The 14,655-nt window shown below is 33.9% G+C and carries 27 protein-coding genes; all 27 read left to right on the forward strand.

What is annotated here, in order from left to right; all coding sequences use genetic code 11:
- Positions 1-2: 2 nt before the first annotated feature.
- From rplD to atpA, 27 genes are read left to right on the forward strand one after another with little or no spacing between them, the layout of a single operon-like run.
- Positions 3-617 (forward strand): 50S ribosomal protein L4, encoded by a 615-nt coding sequence (gene rplD / locus OPR39_RS05745; protein WP_015589145.1) that lies wholly within the window; start codon positions 3-5, stop codon positions 615-617.
- Positions 614-901: a 50S ribosomal protein L23 gene (locus OPR39_RS05750; RefSeq protein ID WP_015589144.1), complete on the forward strand. Its 288-nt coding sequence runs from the start codon at positions 614-616 to the stop codon at positions 899-901. The genes rplD and OPR39_RS05750 overlap by 4 nt, the downstream gene beginning before the upstream one ends.
- A gap of 1 nt (position 902) precedes the next feature.
- Positions 903-1,727 carry a 50S ribosomal protein L2 gene (rplB, locus tag OPR39_RS05755; protein WP_015589143.1) on the forward strand — a complete coding sequence of 275 codons (825 nt, stop codon included), beginning with the start codon at positions 903-905 and terminating at the stop codon, positions 1,725-1,727.
- A gap of 3 nt (positions 1,728-1,730) precedes the next feature.
- A complete protein-coding gene (gene rpsS / locus OPR39_RS05760; RefSeq protein ID WP_006279181.1) occupies positions 1,731-2,015 on the forward strand; it encodes a 30S ribosomal protein S19 in 285 nt (94 codons plus the stop codon).
- Between the two features lie 5 nt (positions 2,016-2,020).
- Entirely contained in the window at positions 2,021-2,368 is a 348-nt protein-coding gene (rplV, locus tag OPR39_RS05765; protein ID WP_007549821.1) for a 50S ribosomal protein L22, read from the forward strand.
- Positions 2,369-2,407: 39 nt separating this feature from the next.
- Positions 2,408-3,022, forward strand: a complete 615-nt coding sequence (gene rpsC / locus OPR39_RS05770; protein WP_010962753.1) for a 30S ribosomal protein S3 — start codon at positions 2,408-2,410, stop codon at positions 3,020-3,022.
- 14 nt (positions 3,023-3,036) lie between these two features.
- Positions 3,037-3,450: a 50S ribosomal protein L16 gene (gene rplP / locus OPR39_RS05775; protein WP_010962752.1), complete on the forward strand. Its 414-nt coding sequence runs from the start codon at positions 3,037-3,039 to the stop codon at positions 3,448-3,450.
- Between the two features lie 11 nt (positions 3,451-3,461).
- Positions 3,462-3,665, forward strand: coding sequence for a 50S ribosomal protein L29 (gene rpmC / locus OPR39_RS05780; RefSeq protein WP_006279350.1), 204 nt, complete (start codon positions 3,462-3,464; stop codon positions 3,663-3,665).
- Positions 3,658-3,894, forward strand: a complete 237-nt coding sequence (gene rpsQ, locus OPR39_RS05785; RefSeq protein WP_007549925.1) for a 30S ribosomal protein S17 — start codon at positions 3,658-3,660, stop codon at positions 3,892-3,894. The genes rpmC and rpsQ overlap by 8 nt, the downstream gene beginning before the upstream one ends.
- A 13-nt stretch (positions 3,895-3,907) precedes the next feature.
- A complete protein-coding gene (gene rplN / locus OPR39_RS05790; protein ID WP_006279348.1) occupies positions 3,908-4,267 on the forward strand; it encodes a 50S ribosomal protein L14 in 360 nt (119 codons plus the stop codon).
- A complete protein-coding gene (rplX, locus tag OPR39_RS05795) occupies positions 4,267-4,584 on the forward strand; it encodes a 50S ribosomal protein L24 (protein ID WP_006279347.1) in 318 nt (105 codons plus the stop codon). The genes rplN and rplX overlap by 1 nt, the downstream gene beginning before the upstream one ends.
- Before the next feature lie 6 nt (positions 4,585-4,590).
- Positions 4,591-5,124 carry a 50S ribosomal protein L5 gene (gene rplE, locus OPR39_RS05800; protein ID WP_010962750.1) on the forward strand — a complete coding sequence of 178 codons (534 nt, stop codon included), beginning with the start codon at positions 4,591-4,593 and terminating at the stop codon, positions 5,122-5,124.
- Positions 5,125-5,140: 16 nt separating this feature from the next.
- The gene (rpsN, locus tag OPR39_RS05805; RefSeq protein ID WP_006279345.1) at positions 5,141-5,449 is read left to right on the forward strand and encodes a 30S ribosomal protein S14; all 309 of its coding nucleotides are present in this window, start codon (positions 5,141-5,143) and stop codon (positions 5,447-5,449) included.
- A 21-nt stretch (positions 5,450-5,470) separates the two neighbouring features.
- Complete coding sequence (gene rpsH / locus OPR39_RS05810; protein ID WP_007551150.1) at positions 5,471-5,866, forward strand: 30S ribosomal protein S8; 396 nt, start codon at positions 5,471-5,473, stop codon at positions 5,864-5,866.
- A 16-nt stretch (positions 5,867-5,882) separates the two neighbouring features.
- Positions 5,883-6,428 (forward strand): 50S ribosomal protein L6, encoded by a 546-nt coding sequence (gene rplF / locus OPR39_RS05815; RefSeq protein WP_007551152.1) that lies wholly within the window; start codon positions 5,883-5,885, stop codon positions 6,426-6,428.
- Between the two features lie 5 nt (positions 6,429-6,433).
- Entirely contained in the window at positions 6,434-6,805 is a 372-nt protein-coding gene (gene rplR / locus OPR39_RS05820; RefSeq protein ID WP_006279867.1) for a 50S ribosomal protein L18, read from the forward strand.
- A gap of 12 nt (positions 6,806-6,817) precedes the next feature.
- Positions 6,818-7,330 (forward strand): 30S ribosomal protein S5, encoded by a 513-nt coding sequence (gene rpsE / locus OPR39_RS05825; RefSeq protein WP_010962748.1) that lies wholly within the window; start codon positions 6,818-6,820, stop codon positions 7,328-7,330.
- Positions 7,331-7,333: 3 nt separating this feature from the next.
- On the forward strand, positions 7,334-7,804 hold the full coding sequence (gene rplO, locus OPR39_RS05830; protein ID WP_141456930.1) for a 50S ribosomal protein L15: 471 nt from the start codon (positions 7,334-7,336) through the stop codon (positions 7,802-7,804).
- 3 nt (positions 7,805-7,807) lie between these two features.
- Positions 7,808-9,136, forward strand: a complete 1,329-nt coding sequence (secY, locus tag OPR39_RS05835; RefSeq protein WP_010962747.1) for a preprotein translocase subunit SecY — start codon at positions 7,808-7,810, stop codon at positions 9,134-9,136.
- Entirely contained in the window at positions 9,133-9,774 is a 642-nt protein-coding gene (locus OPR39_RS05840; protein ID WP_007550178.1) for an adenylate kinase family protein, read from the forward strand. Before secY ends, OPR39_RS05840 begins: the two co-directional genes overlap by 4 nt.
- Before the next feature lie 59 nt (positions 9,775-9,833).
- Positions 9,834-10,202, forward strand: coding sequence for a 30S ribosomal protein S13 (gene rpsM / locus OPR39_RS05845; RefSeq protein WP_010962745.1), 369 nt, complete (start codon positions 9,834-9,836; stop codon positions 10,200-10,202).
- Positions 10,203-10,226: 24 nt separating this feature from the next.
- The gene (gene rpsK / locus OPR39_RS05850; RefSeq protein WP_015589137.1) at positions 10,227-10,613 is read left to right on the forward strand and encodes a 30S ribosomal protein S11; all 387 of its coding nucleotides are present in this window, start codon (positions 10,227-10,229) and stop codon (positions 10,611-10,613) included.
- Between the two features lie 21 nt (positions 10,614-10,634).
- A complete protein-coding gene (locus OPR39_RS05855) occupies positions 10,635-11,702 on the forward strand; it encodes a DNA-directed RNA polymerase subunit alpha (RefSeq protein ID WP_012673178.1) in 1,068 nt (355 codons plus the stop codon).
- A 7-nt stretch (positions 11,703-11,709) separates the two neighbouring features.
- A complete protein-coding gene (gene rplQ / locus OPR39_RS05860; protein ID WP_007550873.1) occupies positions 11,710-12,138 on the forward strand; it encodes a 50S ribosomal protein L17 in 429 nt (142 codons plus the stop codon).
- Positions 12,139-12,161: 23 nt separating this feature from the next.
- Positions 12,162-12,512, forward strand: a complete 351-nt coding sequence (locus OPR39_RS05865) for a YraN family protein (RefSeq protein WP_012673177.1) — start codon at positions 12,162-12,164, stop codon at positions 12,510-12,512.
- Between the two features lie 41 nt (positions 12,513-12,553).
- Positions 12,554-13,114, forward strand: coding sequence for an ATP synthase F1 subunit delta (gene atpH / locus OPR39_RS05870; protein WP_010962742.1), 561 nt, complete (start codon positions 12,554-12,556; stop codon positions 13,112-13,114).
- Complete coding sequence (gene atpA, locus OPR39_RS05875) at positions 13,111-14,652, forward strand: F0F1 ATP synthase subunit alpha (protein WP_012673176.1); 1,542 nt, start codon at positions 13,111-13,113, stop codon at positions 14,650-14,652. The genes atpH and atpA overlap by 4 nt, the downstream gene beginning before the upstream one ends.
- The last annotated feature ends 3 nt before the right edge of the window (positions 14,653-14,655 follow it).

The raw sequence follows: 14,655 nt of genomic DNA on the forward strand, positions 1-14,655 counted from the left end.
TTATGGAATGTAATTTAGTTAATCTATCTAATGATAATGTAGGTACTGCTCAGCTCAATCCTTTGATATTTTCTGCTAAGCAAAAATTGAGTATTTTGCATGATATAGTGAGATGGCAATTAGCGAAGAGAAGAGCTGGTACTCATAAAACAAAAGGTATTAGTGATGTCTCTGGTACAACAGCTAAACCTTATGATCAAAAACGTACCGGTAGGGCAAGACAAGGGAGCTTGCGATCTCCTCAATTTAGAGGTGGTGGGATTATTTTCGGCCCTGTTGTGAGGAGTCATACTTATTCTCTTAATAAGAAGGTACGCAAATTTGGTTTAAAAATTGCTTTATCTCTAAAGTATTTAAATAATCAAGTAATTATTCTGGATAATTTAAATATTGATGTGAAGAAAACGTCTGAAATGTGTAAATGTATTAAAAATTTTAAATTTTCTTCCTTTTTGATAGTTGGTGATTATGGAGATGATTTGTTGCGTGCGGCTAAAAACTTGCACTATGTAGACTTAATCAAACCTATTGGGTTAAATGTTTTTGATATATTGAATCACGAATGCGTGATGTTGACAAAGGATACTTTAAAGCATCTTGAAGGTAGATTGTTATGATCAAATATAATAATATAATAAAATCTCCTATAATTACAGAAAAGGCCTCTTTTTTGAGGGAGAAGTTTAATAAATATTCTTTGTATGTTTTTGTAAATGTAAATAAGCGTCAAATAAAGTTGGCAATAGAGTCTCTATTTGATGTTAAAATTTCTTCTATAAATGTTGTTAGAATTAAGCCTAAATATAGGCGTTTTAGGGGTGTGATTGGTTGTGAAAAACAGAAAAAGAAAGTTTATTTTTCTTTGATGGATGGTCAAAAATTAGATATAATGAGCGTTTAGTATGGGTATGAAATTTTTTAATCCTGTTACTCCGTCTTCTCGTGGGACTGTGTTAGTAAGTAAAGTTGGTTTATCAAAAGATGAGCCAGAAAAGTCTCTTACATCCGGTAAAAAGTCCAGTGGTGGAAGAAATAATCATGGTAGAATTACAACTCGTCATAGGGGTGGTGGTCACAAAAAGAAGTATAGAGTGATAGATTTTAAGCGTAATAGAAGTGGTCAAGGTATAGTTGAAAAAATAGAGTATGACCCAAATAGAAGTGGGTTTTTGGCGTTAATATCATATAAGGAAGATGATATTAAGTCTTATATATTAGCTCCTCAAGGTATGAAGCCAGGTGATGTTGTTACAGCTGGGAATGATGCTGATATTTTGCCAGGGAATTGTTTACTACTCAAGCATATACCTGTTGGTTCTTTCGTTCATAATGTTGAGCTGAAGCCAGGTAATGGTGCTGCGATTGCTAGAGCTGCTGGTTGTTATGCACAAATCGTTGGTCGTGATGGCCAATATGTTTTATTACGACTCAGGTCTGGTCAAATTAGGTTGATTTTATCTTCTTGCAAGGCTACTATTGGTGTAGTATCTAACCCTGACCATAAGAATAGAAAGTTGGGTAAAGCTGGGAGAAGTAGGTGGCTTGGGATTAGACCTACTGTACGTGGAGTTGCAATGAATCCGGTTGACCATCCTCATGGAGGCGGGGAAGGAAAAACCTCTGGTGGTCGTCATCCTGTTACTCCTTGGGGTGTTGCAACAAAAGGAAAGAAAACTCGAAGGAGAAATAAATCTAGTGATAAGTATATAAAACAATTGAAAGGTTAGTTTATGAGTAGATCTGCATGGAAGCCTCCTTTTTGTCATCCTTCTATATTAAAGTCGGTGAATAATGCTTTAAACAAGGGGTTTGTTAACATGGCTATAAAAGTTCATTCCAGGGCTTCTGTAATTCTTCCTAATTGTTTAGGTTTAAAGTTTGCTGTTTATAATGGTAAGGATTACATTCCTGTGAATGTTAATGATCAGAATATGATAGGTCATAAGTTTGGTGAGTTTTCACCCACTCGTAAATTTACTGGGCATAGTGGTGATAAAAAGGCGACAAGAAGGTAATTGATATGAAAAACAGAGATGTAATAGTTAAAGCTGGTTCTAGGGTTTTAAAATCAACTCCTCGTAAATTGAATTTGGTTGCTGGTTTAGTACGTAATAAAAAAGTTTCTTTTGCCACTGTGCAATTAAGATTTTGTGAAAAGAAAGCTGCAGGTCTTATAAGGAAGGTATTAAATTCTGCGATTGCTAATGCTCAAAATTATGGATTGGATATCGATAATTTATATATAAAAGAAATTTTAATAGGTAAGTCTCTTACTTTGCGTAGGGTATGTCCAAAAGCTATGGGTAGAGCTAATAGAGTTAGTAAACGTTATAGTAATATAACTGTAAAATTGGGGGAAATTATATGATTCATAAAAATAGAAAATTAATAAGGAAAGTGCAAAAATATGGGAAACGTTAATCCTAAAGGATTTAGGTTAAAAATAATTAATACTTGGTCATCTATTTGGTATGCTGAGAAGGGTTATAAACAAGGGTTGCATCAAGATTTATCTATTCGCAGTTATATAAATGAATCTTTTAAGCATGCTGGTGTTTCTAAAGTAATTATAGAGCGTACGATCGATTTGGTATCTGTAATAATACATTCTTCTAGACCTGGAGTGATAATAGGTAAGAAAGGCTCGGATATTGAGAAGATAAAGCAAAAGATAGCTGAAAAAGTAAAAAATAATGTGGAAGTGAATGTAGTAGGGGTTAAAAGGTCTGAAATAGATGCAGTTTTAATATCAAACAGCATTGCACAGCAGTTAGAAAAAAGGGTTTCATTTAGAAGAGCGATGAAAAAAGCTATTCAAAGTTGTTTGAGGATGGGTGCTAGAGGTATTAAAGTAAGTTGTTCTGGGCGCCTTGGCGGAGCTGAGATAGCTCGTACTGAGTGGTATAAAGAAGGCCGTTTGCCTTTGCATACTTTACGTGCTAATATAGATTATGCTTTTGCTGAAGCAAAAACTATATATGGCATCATAGGAGTTAAGGTCTGGGTTTATATTGGTAACTAATTAGGTATATTGAAATGTTTATTCCTAAAAAAAGTAAATATAAAAAAGTATTTAAAGGACGAATTAAGGGTAACACGAAAGGTGGTAGCACATTATCTTTTGGAGATTATGGTCTAAAGGCTATGGAAGCAGGTAGGATTCAATCTAAGCATATTGAAACTGCAAGGCGTGTAATATCTAGAACATTAAAACGCTCTGGTAAAGTGTGGATAAGAATTTTTCCTGATACCCCTGTTAGTAAAAAGCCGGCGGATGTGCGTATGGGTAAAGGGAAAGGTAGTGTTGAGTTTTGGGTATTTAAAGCTAAGCCCGGTAGAATGTTGTTTGAAATTAGCAGTGATGTTCCCATGCATTTAGCAAGATTGGCGCTTGAAAAGGCAACTGCTAAGCTTCCTATGAAGTGTAAATTTGTATCTAATCATAATTAAATGGAGTTGCAATGGATATAGCTGACATTGAATCGAGGTCCTCGCAAGAATTGCATGAAATTCTTGTGAATTTGAGAAAAGAGTTTGTTAATTTGGTTTTTCAAAAGAAGCTGGGCCAGTGCAACAATATTTCGCGTTTTAGCTTAATAAGAAAGAGCATAGCTCGTATTTTAACTACATTAAATAAAAGAAGAAGAGAGGAAAAGAATGCCTAAAAAGGTTTTTTGTGGTACTGTAACTAAGGCTAAGTGTGATAAGACTGTAAAGGTTTCGGTATTACAAGTGTATAAGGATGAGCTGTATAAAAAGGTTATAAAAAAATACAAGAAGTATACAGCACATGATGAGAATAATAGTTGTAAAGAAGGGGACAAGGTTTTAATACAAGAACACAAGCCTATTTCTACTACTAAAAAATGGGTTATTGTTAATAGCTCACATTGAATAGGATATTTATATGATTCAAAAAAATACATTGTTGGAAGTAGCTGATAATTCTGGTGCGCGTGCAGTGCTTTGTATTGGTTTATTGGGTGGTAGAAAATCTGCATCTATAGGTGACACAGTTATTGTATCTACTAAATCTATTACTCCAAGAGGGAAAGTTGAGAAGGGAAAAGTATATAGAGCAGTTGTGGTGAGGGTGAAAAGCCCTATTAGAAAATCTGATGGTTCTGTAATTCGTTTTTCTAGCAATGCTGTAGTTTTGATTAATGATCAAGGTGAACCACTTGGCACTCGGGTGTTTGGTCCGGTAAAAAAGTTATCATCTGGTTCTTTTATGAAGATAATGTCATTAGCTGTTGAGGTTTTATAATGAGTGCTAAAATAAAAAGTGGTGACGACGTTATAGTTTTAACTGGTAAAGATAAGGGAAAAATTGGTAAGGTAATCAAAGTTATAGCACGTGATGCTAAAAAGAAAGTAATTGTTTCTGGAGTGAATGTGCATAAGAGACATACTAAACCAAAAGCTGGTAGTAGTGGTGGTATATTAAATAAAGAGTTAGCTATTGATATATCCAACGTTGCAACATTGGACCCTAAATATAAAACTCCAACTAGAGTGGGGTTTAAGGTTATAGACGGTAGAAAAGTGCGTTTTGCAAAAGTTTCTGGAGAAGTGATAGATTAGGTTGATATGTTTAAAGAATTGTATAAAGATAGCATAGTAAAGTCCTTGAAGGATAAGTTTAATTACGGCAATATAATGCAAGTGCCTAAACTTGTCAAGGTGTGTATCAATATGGGCGTTGGAGATGCTGCTACAGATAGTAAAGCAATAAATGAACCACTTGATAGCCTATATTTGATTGCTGGGCAGAAGCCTTTATCAACTTTTGCAAAAAAATCTATTTCTGGCTTCAAGATCAGAAAAGGTGCTACAGTAGGTTGCAAAGTAACTTTGCGTAGAGATAAAATGTATGAGTTTTTAGAAAGATTGATATATATTGCTTTGCCAAGGGAAAAAGATTTTAGAGGATTTAGTGTGAAGCAATTTGACGGTAATGGTAATTTTTCCTTTGGTATAAAGGAACATATCTCGTTTTTAGAAATAGACTATGATAAAATAAGTAAAATTAGAGGTATGGATATTAATATTATAACAAGTGCAGTTAGTGATAAGGAAGCAAAGGAATTATTACTGGCTCTTAAATTTCCTTTTTTTGATTAATTGAGAGGAGAAATATATGGCAAAAAAATCTATGATAGAAAGAAATCTTCGCAGAATAAAGTTGTGCGATCAATATAAAGAAAAAAGAGAAAAATTGAAATCTATAATAAATAATAAGAATTTGTCTATTGTAGAAAGGTTTACAGCTCAAAATAAATTAATTAAAAAATTGCCTAGAAATTCTTCTAAAACCAAAATTAGAAATAGGTGTGCTTTAACTGGGAGACCAAGAGGAGTATATAGAAAATTTGGTTTATGTAGAATTGTTTTGCGTGATTTATGTTCTTTTGGGCAAATTCCAGGAGTTACAAAGTCTAGTTGGTAAATATAATATAAGGAGTATATTGTGGCGTTATCTGATAGTATTGGTGATTTTTTAACAAGGATACGTAATGCTCAATTGGCAATGCATAGGGCAACAAGGGTACTATTTTCTAAGATGAATTCTTCTATATTGGAGATTTTAAAAGAGGAAGGGTATATCCTTGATTATGAAAAGCAAGTTGTAGATAATTTACCTTCTTTCATTGTAAAATTGAAGTATTATGAGAAGTCACCTGTAATTAGTGACATAGTTAGGGTGTCAAAGCCTGGTTGTCGTCGTTATTCTAAGTATAAGGACATTTCTAAAGCATATAATGGTCTTGGTATTTTTATTATATCGACACCCAAAGGAGTGATGACTGATTATAATGCACATAAGTTAAAGGTTGGTGGAGAAGTTTTGTGTCGTGTGTTTTAAATAATAGGAGAAATTCATGTCTCGTATAGGTGCTGCTCCTATCAATATTCCTGCTGGTGTTTCAGTTGAATATAATAATGGTAGTATGTTAATAAAGAGCGCTAAGGCTGAAAAGGAAGTTAGCTTGATCAGGGATGTTGTGTGTCAGATTATTGATAATCAGCTATTGCTTTCTGTTGATCAAGATAAAGATAATTATGATAAAATAAAGCCTATGTGGGGCACTTATAGGAGTAATATTAATAATATCATTAACGGCATGGTTGATGGTTTTTCTGTTAATCTTGAGATTAACGGTGTGGGATATAAGGCAGAGTGTGATGGTAAGTATTTGACTTTATATCTTGGTTATAGCCATAATGTTAAATATAAAGTGCCTAAAGATGTTGAGATTAAGTGCATAAAGCCAACTCACTTAGTAGTTAGTGGTATGGATAAGCAGAAGGTCTATATGGTGGCGTCTGATATATGCAAAATTAGAAAATATGATCCTTATAAAGGTAAGGGTGTTGTAATAAAAGGCAAATTTATGCTGCGTAAGGTTGTAAGTAAAAAGAAGTAATAAAAATGAAAAGATCGTATAATTTTTTAAGTAATTCTGAAAAAAGGAAGTTACGTAATAGAGCGAAGCTTGACAAGAGCGCTGAACGTTTACGTATATCCATATTTAAATCTAATAGGCATTTTTATGTCCAGTTAATTAATGATGTAAAAGGAATAACTCTCACTTCAGCTTCTACTTTGGATGCTAAAATTAAGGATGTATGTAAAGGGAAAGTCAACGCTGAAACTATAAAACAGGTTTCTTCTTTAATGGTTGAGCGTCTGTCTGGCATGAAATTAGAGCAGCAGCTTACGTTTGATCGTGGAGCGTATAAATACACAGGATTAGTTTCTCAATTTGCTGAGGCTTTAAGAAGTTCTGGATTTGAATTTTAGAAGGTTTTGAATATGGCTATAAAGAATTTACAAAATAATAATGATTTATCAGAGCTTTTAGTTTCGGTACGAAGAGTGACAACGGTTACCAAAGGTGGTAGAAGATTTTCATTTTCAATTTTGGTTGTTGTTGGCGATGAGAAGGGTAGGGTAGGGTGTGGAATAGGTAAGCACGCAGAAGTTGCTGAAGCAAGAGTCAAAGCTGTAAATGCTGCAAAGAAATCAATGATTAGAGTGTACTTGCGTGAAGGTAGAACTTTGCATCATGATATTAAAGCTAAATTTTGTTCTGGTGAGATAGTTTTAAGAACCGCAAGAGCCGGAACAGGTATTATTGCTGGTGGAGCGATTAGATCAGTTTTTGAGGTGTTAGGTATAAAGGATGTGGTAGCTAAATCCACTAGATCAAATAATCCTCATAACGTTATATGTGCGGTGTTTAAGGCTTTTGATAGTATGTTATCTCCTCGTCAGGTAGCAAGCAAAAGAGGCAAAAAGATTAGCGAGATAGTTGGAAACAGGTAAAGTATGAATAATGCTGTAAAATTAAACTCTATATTTACTAAATTATCTAAGAAAAAGAAGCCTAAGTTGCTGGGTAGAGGTATCGGTTGTGGTAAAGGTAAAACATCCGGTAGAGGGCATAAAGGGCAGAAGGCTAGAAGTGGAGTTTCTATAAATGGTTTTGAGGGTGGACAACAGTCTATATATACTCGTTTGCCTAAAAGAGGTTTTAAGCCTATACGTAGGAGCATATACTCTATAATTAATGTTGGCGATATACAGCGCTTAATGGAAGCTAAAAAAATAGTGAAAGACTCTGTTATAGATAAGGAGAGGCTGTATAAATTAGGTTTTATAAAGTCTATTAAGGATAAAATTAAACTTCTTAATAAAGGTAAGTTGAGCGAAAAATTTGTGTTTCATGTTGATTTTGCGTCAGAAGCTGCAAAAAAATCTGTAGCTTCAGTTTGTGGTAGTGTGGAAATACTATCGTAAGTCATGGGCAATAAATCAGCATTTAATAGCTTGGATCCTACGTTGTTATATAAAGGCGATTTATTAAAGCGTATATTTTTTACGCTAATAGCTTTAATTTGCTATCGCTTGGGTACTTATGTGCCTATTCCTGGAATTAATCTTGATGTAATTAATGATATATTTCCCAAAGATGGCTCAGGCGTTTTTGGAGTATTTAATTTATTTTCTGGTGGTGCATTGGCTAGAATGACAATTCTAGCATTGAACGTTATGCCATATATAATGGCTTCTATCATTATTCAGTTACTTTCTTCTGCGATTAAAGGAATGAAGGAAGTTAAGAATGATGGAGAGTCAGGCCGTAGAAAGATGAATTCTTATATACGCTATCTGACCATAGTAATTTGTGTATTTCAATCAATTCCAATTTTGGTTGGATTGGAAGGGATGAATAGGGAAGGGGTATTGGTTGTAATCGAACCTGGTGTTATGTTTCGTACAATAGGTGTTTTCAGCCTTTTAGGTGGAACTATGCTTTTAATATGGCTTGGTGAACGAATCAGCGCTAGCGGTATAGGCAATGGTATCTCATTAATCATTTTCACGGGTATAATATCAGAGTTACACAGCGCTTTGTCATCTTTGTTAACGTTAAATAAAAACGGTAGCGTATCGTTATTTATTATCCTTTTTGTTTTGGTATTGTTTTTTTTGCTGCTACTCTTAGTCATTTTTGTAGAGTCTTCTTATAGAAAGGTTATTGTTCAACATCCTAAAAAGCAATTTAAAAGATTACATAATGACGATTTTACTTATATTCCATTGAAGATTAATTTATCTGGTGTAGTACCAACCATTTTTGCTAATGCAATTTTATTGACACCTATTTCAATTGCAAATTTCTATAAGGGGCACGCTTTTTCTGATTTTATTTTGAATTACTTTATGGCAAATAAAGTAGTATATATTGTAGCCTATTTGGTGCTGATAGTATTTTTTAATTTTTTCTATACCAATTTTATATTTAATCCAGAGGAAAACGCAGATTTTCTTAAAAAAAATGGTGGTTTTATACCTGGTAGAAGGCCTGGGAAACATACTTCTGATTACCTTCAAGATATAGTTTTTAAGTTGACATTCATTGGCTCTGCGTATTTGGTAGTCATATGTACTGTACCTGAAGTTATGAGATATTATTATGATATACCATTTATTTTTGGTGGGACGAGCTTACTGATTATAGTGAACGTTATTACTGATACTATTATGCAAATACAATCTTATATTTTTTCAAATAGGTACGACAACTGGATAAAGAAATATGAGTCTAAAACGAGGAAAGTAAGATGATCATTACGATTTTTGGTCCTCCAGGTTCTGGTAAAGGTACTCAGTCAAGCTTGTTAATAGCAAAATATAATTTAAAATTAATTTCAGTAGGGGATTTATTAAGGAATATTATATCTAGCAGTAGTGAGTTAGGTAAAAAAATAAAGGGTACCGTGGAATCTGGTAATTTAATTCAAGATGAAATTATATGTGGATTATTACGTGACCAGCTTGCATTAGTGGATGATAATTGCTTATTAGATGGTTTTCCGAGAAATTTAAACCAGGCTCATTTTTTGACTCAAGTTTTGCAAGAAAAATATAATAGGGATGTTGACATTGTAGTTGAGCTGCAGCTTGACGATAATATTGCAATCGATAGGTTAAAAAATCGTCTCGCGTGTTTGGACTGTAAAAGCATATATAGTGTATCTTCTTTTAAGAGTACTACTTGTGCTAAATGTAAAAGTACGAGGTTAGAGAAAAGAATTGATGATGCTGATATGTCTGCAATTAATAAGAGAATAAGTGAATATCACCTTCAAATGAAAGGTTTACGCGAGTATTATAAAGGCAAATTATTAACAATTGACGCTAATTTGAGTGTTGATGAGGTAACGCAAGAGATTGAAAGTAAAATTTCTTGTAATTTGGTTTGACTCTGAGTTGTTTTATGGTATAAATTAAGAGTTGTTATTAATAAAGTATCGAGGTACCAGTGGCACGTATTGCAGGCATAAATATTCCAGTGAGGAAATGTGTTCCTTTTGCATTAACTTATATATATGGTATAGGTATTGCTACTGCGAATGTAATTTGTCACGCTTGCGAAGTTGATAAGCGCAAACGTGTTTCAGAATTACGAGATGAAGATATAGAAAAGATCAGCGGTTTCATTAGACAAAATTATGTTATAGAAGGTGAGCTCAGAAAAGAAGTGGCTATGAACATAAAATCTTTAGTGGAAATGGGATGCTATAGAGGGGTGAGACATAGAAAAGGTTTACCTGTGAGAGGGCAAAGGACTCATACTAATGCTAAGACTCGTAAAGGTAGATCTCGGTTGCCTATTGCTGGGAAAAAATAAAATTTATTATTATTGTGAGTTTTAATGAAAAAAGTCAAAACGGTTAGTAAGAGTAAGAAGGAGTTTATTACTGGTGTTGTCCATATTCGTGCAACTTTTAATAATACTTTTGTAAATGTAACTGATGTTCATGGTAATACGCTATGTCAAACTTCTGTGGGTGCATGTGGTTTTTCAGGTTCGAGAAAATCCACACCTTATGCTGCAGGTAAGGCTGCGGAGTCTGCTGCGAAGAACGCAATGGAGAGATTTGGTATGAAGGTTGTCTCTGTAATAATTCGCGGTCCTGGCTTTGGTACCGAAGCTGCGGTTAAAGCACTTCAGAGCTGTGGGTTGACTGTGACTTCAATTGCAGATAAAACCGCAATTCCTCATAATGGGTGCAGGTTAAGAAAAAAAAGAAGAGTATAGGATATTTGAAAAGGTTGTTTTATGTATTATAATAATGATGTTTCTCTCTGTAGCAATTTAGATAAATTGATTAAACCTAGTTCAGTTAAGGTAATATCAGATGATTCAAGTGAAAAAAGTGATATAGTGCTAGAACCGTTGGAAAGTGGTTTTGCTTTAACATTAGGTAATGCATTAAGACGTGTAATGTTATCTTCTCTTAAAGGTAGTGCTGTTTATGGAATAAAAATTGAAGGTGTAACTCATGAGTTCACTTCAATTCAAGGGGTGAGAGAAGACGTAACTGATATAGTATTAAATATGGGTATGTTGAGGTGTAAATTAAATGGTGCTTCTAATAAATGCTTAAATTTAAACGCTAAAGGGCCTTGCCAGGTATTAGCTGGGATGATAGAAACTGATGATCAATGCTCTATTGTTAATAAAGATTTGTTAATATGTACGCTGGGGCAAAATGTGGAGCTTAACATGACCATATATGTGGCTAGCGGAAAAGGTTATCTTCCTGTAACTAAATATAAAGAAAATGAACTTTTGAAGCTTATGAGTGAACAGGATTTAATTGGTTTTATTCCAGTTAATGCTTTGTATAGCCCTGTCAACAGGGTTTCGTACAGGGTAGAGAACAGTCGTGTTGGCCAAGTGACTGATAAGGATAAGCTGATATTGTCAATTGAAACTGATGGTACAATTTCTCCGAGTCAAGCTGTTGACTCTGCTGCAAGAATATTACAGGAGCAACTTCAGCCCTTTATTAGTTCTGATGTAAGTTATAAAAAATCGCAGGTTTCTTCGTCTAGTGGTGCTAAAGATTTGGGTTATGACCCTGTCTTATTGCGTAAGGTAGATGAAATGGAATTATCTGTCAGGTCTCATAACTGTCTGAAAAACGAAAACATCACTTATATAGGTGATCTTGTGCAAAAGACAGAAGGTGAAATGTTAAGAACTGCTAATTTTGGCAGAAAGTCTTTGAATGAGATTAAGGCAGTTTTGACTAATTTTGGCTTGTCTTTGGGTATGAATGTGCTAAACTGGCCACCTAAGGATATAGATGAGTTGGCTAAACAACATACTGATGAAGATTAGGTGATATATGAAACATGGAATAAAAAAACGTAAACTATCTCGTTGTACTGAACATAGATTATCGACGTTAAAGAATCTATCTATCTCATTAATTAACCATGAGCAGATTGTAACTACTTTACCAAAAGCTAAGGAACTTCGTCCATATGTCGAAAAGTTTATTACAATTGCTAAGAATAAGAATACTTTACATGGTAGAAGACTTTTGCTTTCACGCCTTCATAATAGTAAGTTAGCAGTTGATAAGTTATTAAACGTCTTAGCCAGCCGTTATCAAGATCGTAAAGGTGGGTATTCTAGAATAATAAAATTTAGCACTCGAAAGGGTGATTGCGCTTCAATGGCAGTGATAGAACTGGTTGATAGGGATATTGCAGCAAGAGGTAAGGTTTATAGTAAAAATAAAGAAGGAGGCAAAGTAGTTACACAAAGTTAATTGTTATCATAATTGTTCTTCTTGTGGTAAGTAGGTTACGCTACTTTGTAGGTTACTTTGGCGAGTTATTAGTTTTAGTATATTTAAAACTGAAATGGTATAATGTTATAAAACGCCGTTACCGTTGTAAGTTCGGTGAAATTGACTTAATTGTATCTAAAAAAAAGGAGCTGATTTTTATAGAAGTTAAAACAAGTTTACTTGGAAAAGAAATACCGATATCTCATCTTCAATGTCAGTCTATTATAAATTCTTCTAAGTATTTCTTAAGTAAAAACCTTAGTTTTTTAGATTATTCAGTCAGATATGATTTATATTTTCTTTCCTTAAAGAGAAGACCTGTTTATATAAAAAATGCTTGGATTGAAGAATGAAAGATTTGTAGCTGAATTAATTTAGATTTACTGGATTTAATATGAAAAAGACCCAATACAATAATTTAGTTTCATCTTACGCTAGAGTGCTATTTCATGTCTCAGGAAGCAGGTTAGGTATTATAAGGAAAGAAGTAGAATTTTTGTTGGCTTTTTTTAAGGATCAACGTGATGTTTTTGTGTACCTATCTCATCCTATGATTTCTTTTGCACACAAAAAAGAAGTGATGCTTTCTATAAATGAGCACTTGAGTGAGAATTTAGTAAAATTTATTATGGTTATATTTGCAAATAAACGCTCTAGTTTATTGATCCTTATATTAGAAAAATTCTTAAGTCTTGCAAGAGAAAATGAAAATGAATTCGAAATTACTATAAAGTCAGCAGAAACTTTAAAGGAATCTGATATAAAAATAATTACTGAATCTTTGAGCTTTCTTGGTAAAATAATAAAAGTAAGCAATGTGGTTGACCCTTCTATACTAGGTGGCTTCGTAGTTAGGTATGGTTTTAATTTGATCGATGCTTCGCTAAAAAGTTACTTGGATAGGTTAGTTGACTTAAGTAAAATGGAAATATTAAAAGTAAGGAATTTTGTATGAAGAACAGTATGAATGTTTCTGAGATAGCAAGTATAATAAGAGAAAAGGTTGAGACGTTTGATAATCCTATAAAGCGGGAAAATATAGGTGAAGTAATTTCAGTAACAGATGGTATCGCATTGGTTTATGGGCTGGAAAAAGCAAAATTCGGTGAAAAGGTATTTTTTGCAAGTGGTGTAGAAGGAATAGTTCTCGATTTAGATCATGATACGGCTGGAATAGTTGTGCTTGGTAATGACCGTGATGTGAAAGAAGGGGACGTTGTAAAATGTAGTGGTGATGTTGTGCAGGTGCCTGTAGGGCATGAATTGTTAGGGAGAGTTGTAAATGCGTTGGGCCATCCTATGGACGACGGTGGGGAAATTAGAGCCAAAAACAGAATGGATATAGAATCTAAAGCGCCAGGCATTATTGATCGTAAGTCTGTGCATGAGCCACTGCAAACAGGAATTAAAATTATAGATTTGCTAATTCCAATAGGTAGAGGGCAGCGTGAATTAATTATTGGTGATAGACAAATTGGTAAAACTACTATTGCGCTTGATACTATTATCAATCAGAAGAAGATTAACGATGAGGTAAACGAAAATCAAAAAGTTTACTGTGTTTATGTTGCTATTGGGCAAAAAATTTCAACAGTAGCAAAAGTGGTAAATAAGCTGAAAGAAAGCGGAGCATTAGAGTATACAACTGTAGTTGTGGCTAGTGCATCTGACTGCGCGCCTATGCAATTTTTAGCACCTTATGCTGGTTGCACTATTGGGGAATTTTTCCGTGACAATGGAATGCATTGTTTGATTATATATGATGATTTATCTAAGCATGCTGTGGCATATAGGCAGATGTCTTTATTGCTCAGACGTCCTCCTGGTCGTGAAGCTTACCCTGGAGATATATTCTATGTACATTCTCGCTTGCTTGAAAGAGCTGCTAAAATGTCTGATAAAAAAGGGCAGGGTTCTTTAACTGCTTTGCCAATTGTCGAAACTCAAGCTGGTGATGTATCTGCATATGTGCCAACAAATGTTATTTCAATTACCGATGGGCAGATCTTTCTTGAGTCTGAATTATTTTATAAAGGATTTCGACCTGCAGTAAATATAGGTTTGTCAGTTTCACGGGTTGGTTCTGCTGCACAACTAAAGTCTGTGAAGAAAGTTGCTGGTTCTATAAAGCTAAGCTTAGCTCAGTATAGAGAATTAGAAGATTTTGCAAAATTTGGTTCTGATCTTGATGCTAGTGTTCAATTATCCTTGAATAAGGGTAAATATCTTGTCGAGTTATTAAAGCAAAAACAACATTTACCTATGTCAATAGAAGAGCAAGTAGTGCTGATGTATATTTTTTCTAACCTATATAATCAGTTAAGTAAAATACAAATAAGTTACATTAATAAATTTGAACATGATCTTATTAATTATTTTCATACTGTACACCCTGGGGTTTTAAAAAAGTTGTCAAATGACATGAGTGATGATATAAAAGGTGATATTTTTAACATTGTGAGTAATTTCGTTACTCAATTTAATTGCGTTTAGGTG

Source organism: Wolbachia endosymbiont (group A) of Yponomeuta plumbellus, from assembly GCF_947251575.1.
Classification (GTDB): domain Bacteria; phylum Pseudomonadota; class Alphaproteobacteria; order Rickettsiales; family Anaplasmataceae; genus Wolbachia; species Wolbachia pipientis.

Excerpts from the sequence above, each read along its gene's own strand:
- rpsN (WP_006279345.1), top strand. The coding sequence starts at position 5,141 with ATGGCAAAAAAATCTATGATAGAAAGAAATCTTCGCAGAATAAAGTTG.
- rpsK (WP_015589137.1), top strand. The coding sequence starts at position 10,227 with ATGAAAAAAGTCAAAACGGTTAGTAAGAGTAAGAAGGAGTTTATTACT.
- rpsS (WP_006279181.1), top strand. The coding sequence starts at position 1,731 with ATGAGTAGATCTGCATGGAAGCCTCCTTTTTGTCATCCTTCTATATTA.
- OPR39_RS05855 (WP_012673178.1), top strand. The coding sequence starts at position 10,635 with ATGTATTATAATAATGATGTTTCTCTCTGTAGCAATTTAGATAAATTG.
- rplX (WP_006279347.1), top strand. The coding sequence starts at position 4,267 with ATGAGTGCTAAAATAAAAAGTGGTGACGACGTTATAGTTTTAACTGGT.
- secY (WP_010962747.1), top strand. The coding sequence starts at position 7,808 with ATGGGCAATAAATCAGCATTTAATAGCTTGGATCCTACGTTGTTATAT.
- rplE (WP_010962750.1), top strand. The coding sequence starts at position 4,591 with ATGTTTAAAGAATTGTATAAAGATAGCATAGTAAAGTCCTTGAAGGAT.
- rplD (WP_015589145.1), top strand. The coding sequence starts at position 3 with ATGGAATGTAATTTAGTTAATCTATCTAATGATAATGTAGGTACTGCT.
- rplR (WP_006279867.1), top strand. The coding sequence starts at position 6,434 with ATGAAAAGATCGTATAATTTTTTAAGTAATTCTGAAAAAAGGAAGTTA.
- rplP (WP_010962752.1), top strand. The coding sequence starts at position 3,037 with ATGTTTATTCCTAAAAAAAGTAAATATAAAAAAGTATTTAAAGGACGA.
- rpmC (WP_006279350.1), top strand. The coding sequence starts at position 3,462 with ATGGATATAGCTGACATTGAATCGAGGTCCTCGCAAGAATTGCATGAA.
- atpH (WP_010962742.1), top strand. The coding sequence starts at position 12,554 with ATGAAAAAGACCCAATACAATAATTTAGTTTCATCTTACGCTAGAGTG.
- atpA (WP_012673176.1), top strand. The coding sequence starts at position 13,111 with ATGAAGAACAGTATGAATGTTTCTGAGATAGCAAGTATAATAAGAGAA.
- rpsE (WP_010962748.1), top strand. The coding sequence starts at position 6,818 with ATGGCTATAAAGAATTTACAAAATAATAATGATTTATCAGAGCTTTTA.
- rplV (WP_007549821.1), top strand. The coding sequence starts at position 2,021 with ATGAAAAACAGAGATGTAATAGTTAAAGCTGGTTCTAGGGTTTTAAAA.
- rplN (WP_006279348.1), top strand. The coding sequence starts at position 3,908 with ATGATTCAAAAAAATACATTGTTGGAAGTAGCTGATAATTCTGGTGCG.
- rplQ (WP_007550873.1), top strand. The coding sequence starts at position 11,710 with ATGAAACATGGAATAAAAAAACGTAAACTATCTCGTTGTACTGAACAT.
- rplF (WP_007551152.1), top strand. The coding sequence starts at position 5,883 with ATGTCTCGTATAGGTGCTGCTCCTATCAATATTCCTGCTGGTGTTTCA.
- OPR39_RS05840 (WP_007550178.1), top strand. The coding sequence starts at position 9,133 with ATGATCATTACGATTTTTGGTCCTCCAGGTTCTGGTAAAGGTACTCAG.
- rpsQ (WP_007549925.1), top strand. The coding sequence starts at position 3,658 with ATGCCTAAAAAGGTTTTTTGTGGTACTGTAACTAAGGCTAAGTGTGAT.
- OPR39_RS05750 (WP_015589144.1), top strand. The coding sequence starts at position 614 with ATGATCAAATATAATAATATAATAAAATCTCCTATAATTACAGAAAAG.
- rplO (WP_141456930.1), top strand. The coding sequence starts at position 7,334 with ATGAATAATGCTGTAAAATTAAACTCTATATTTACTAAATTATCTAAG.
- rpsC (WP_010962753.1), top strand. The coding sequence starts at position 2,408 with ATGGGAAACGTTAATCCTAAAGGATTTAGGTTAAAAATAATTAATACT.
- rplB (WP_015589143.1), top strand. The coding sequence starts at position 903 with ATGGGTATGAAATTTTTTAATCCTGTTACTCCGTCTTCTCGTGGGACT.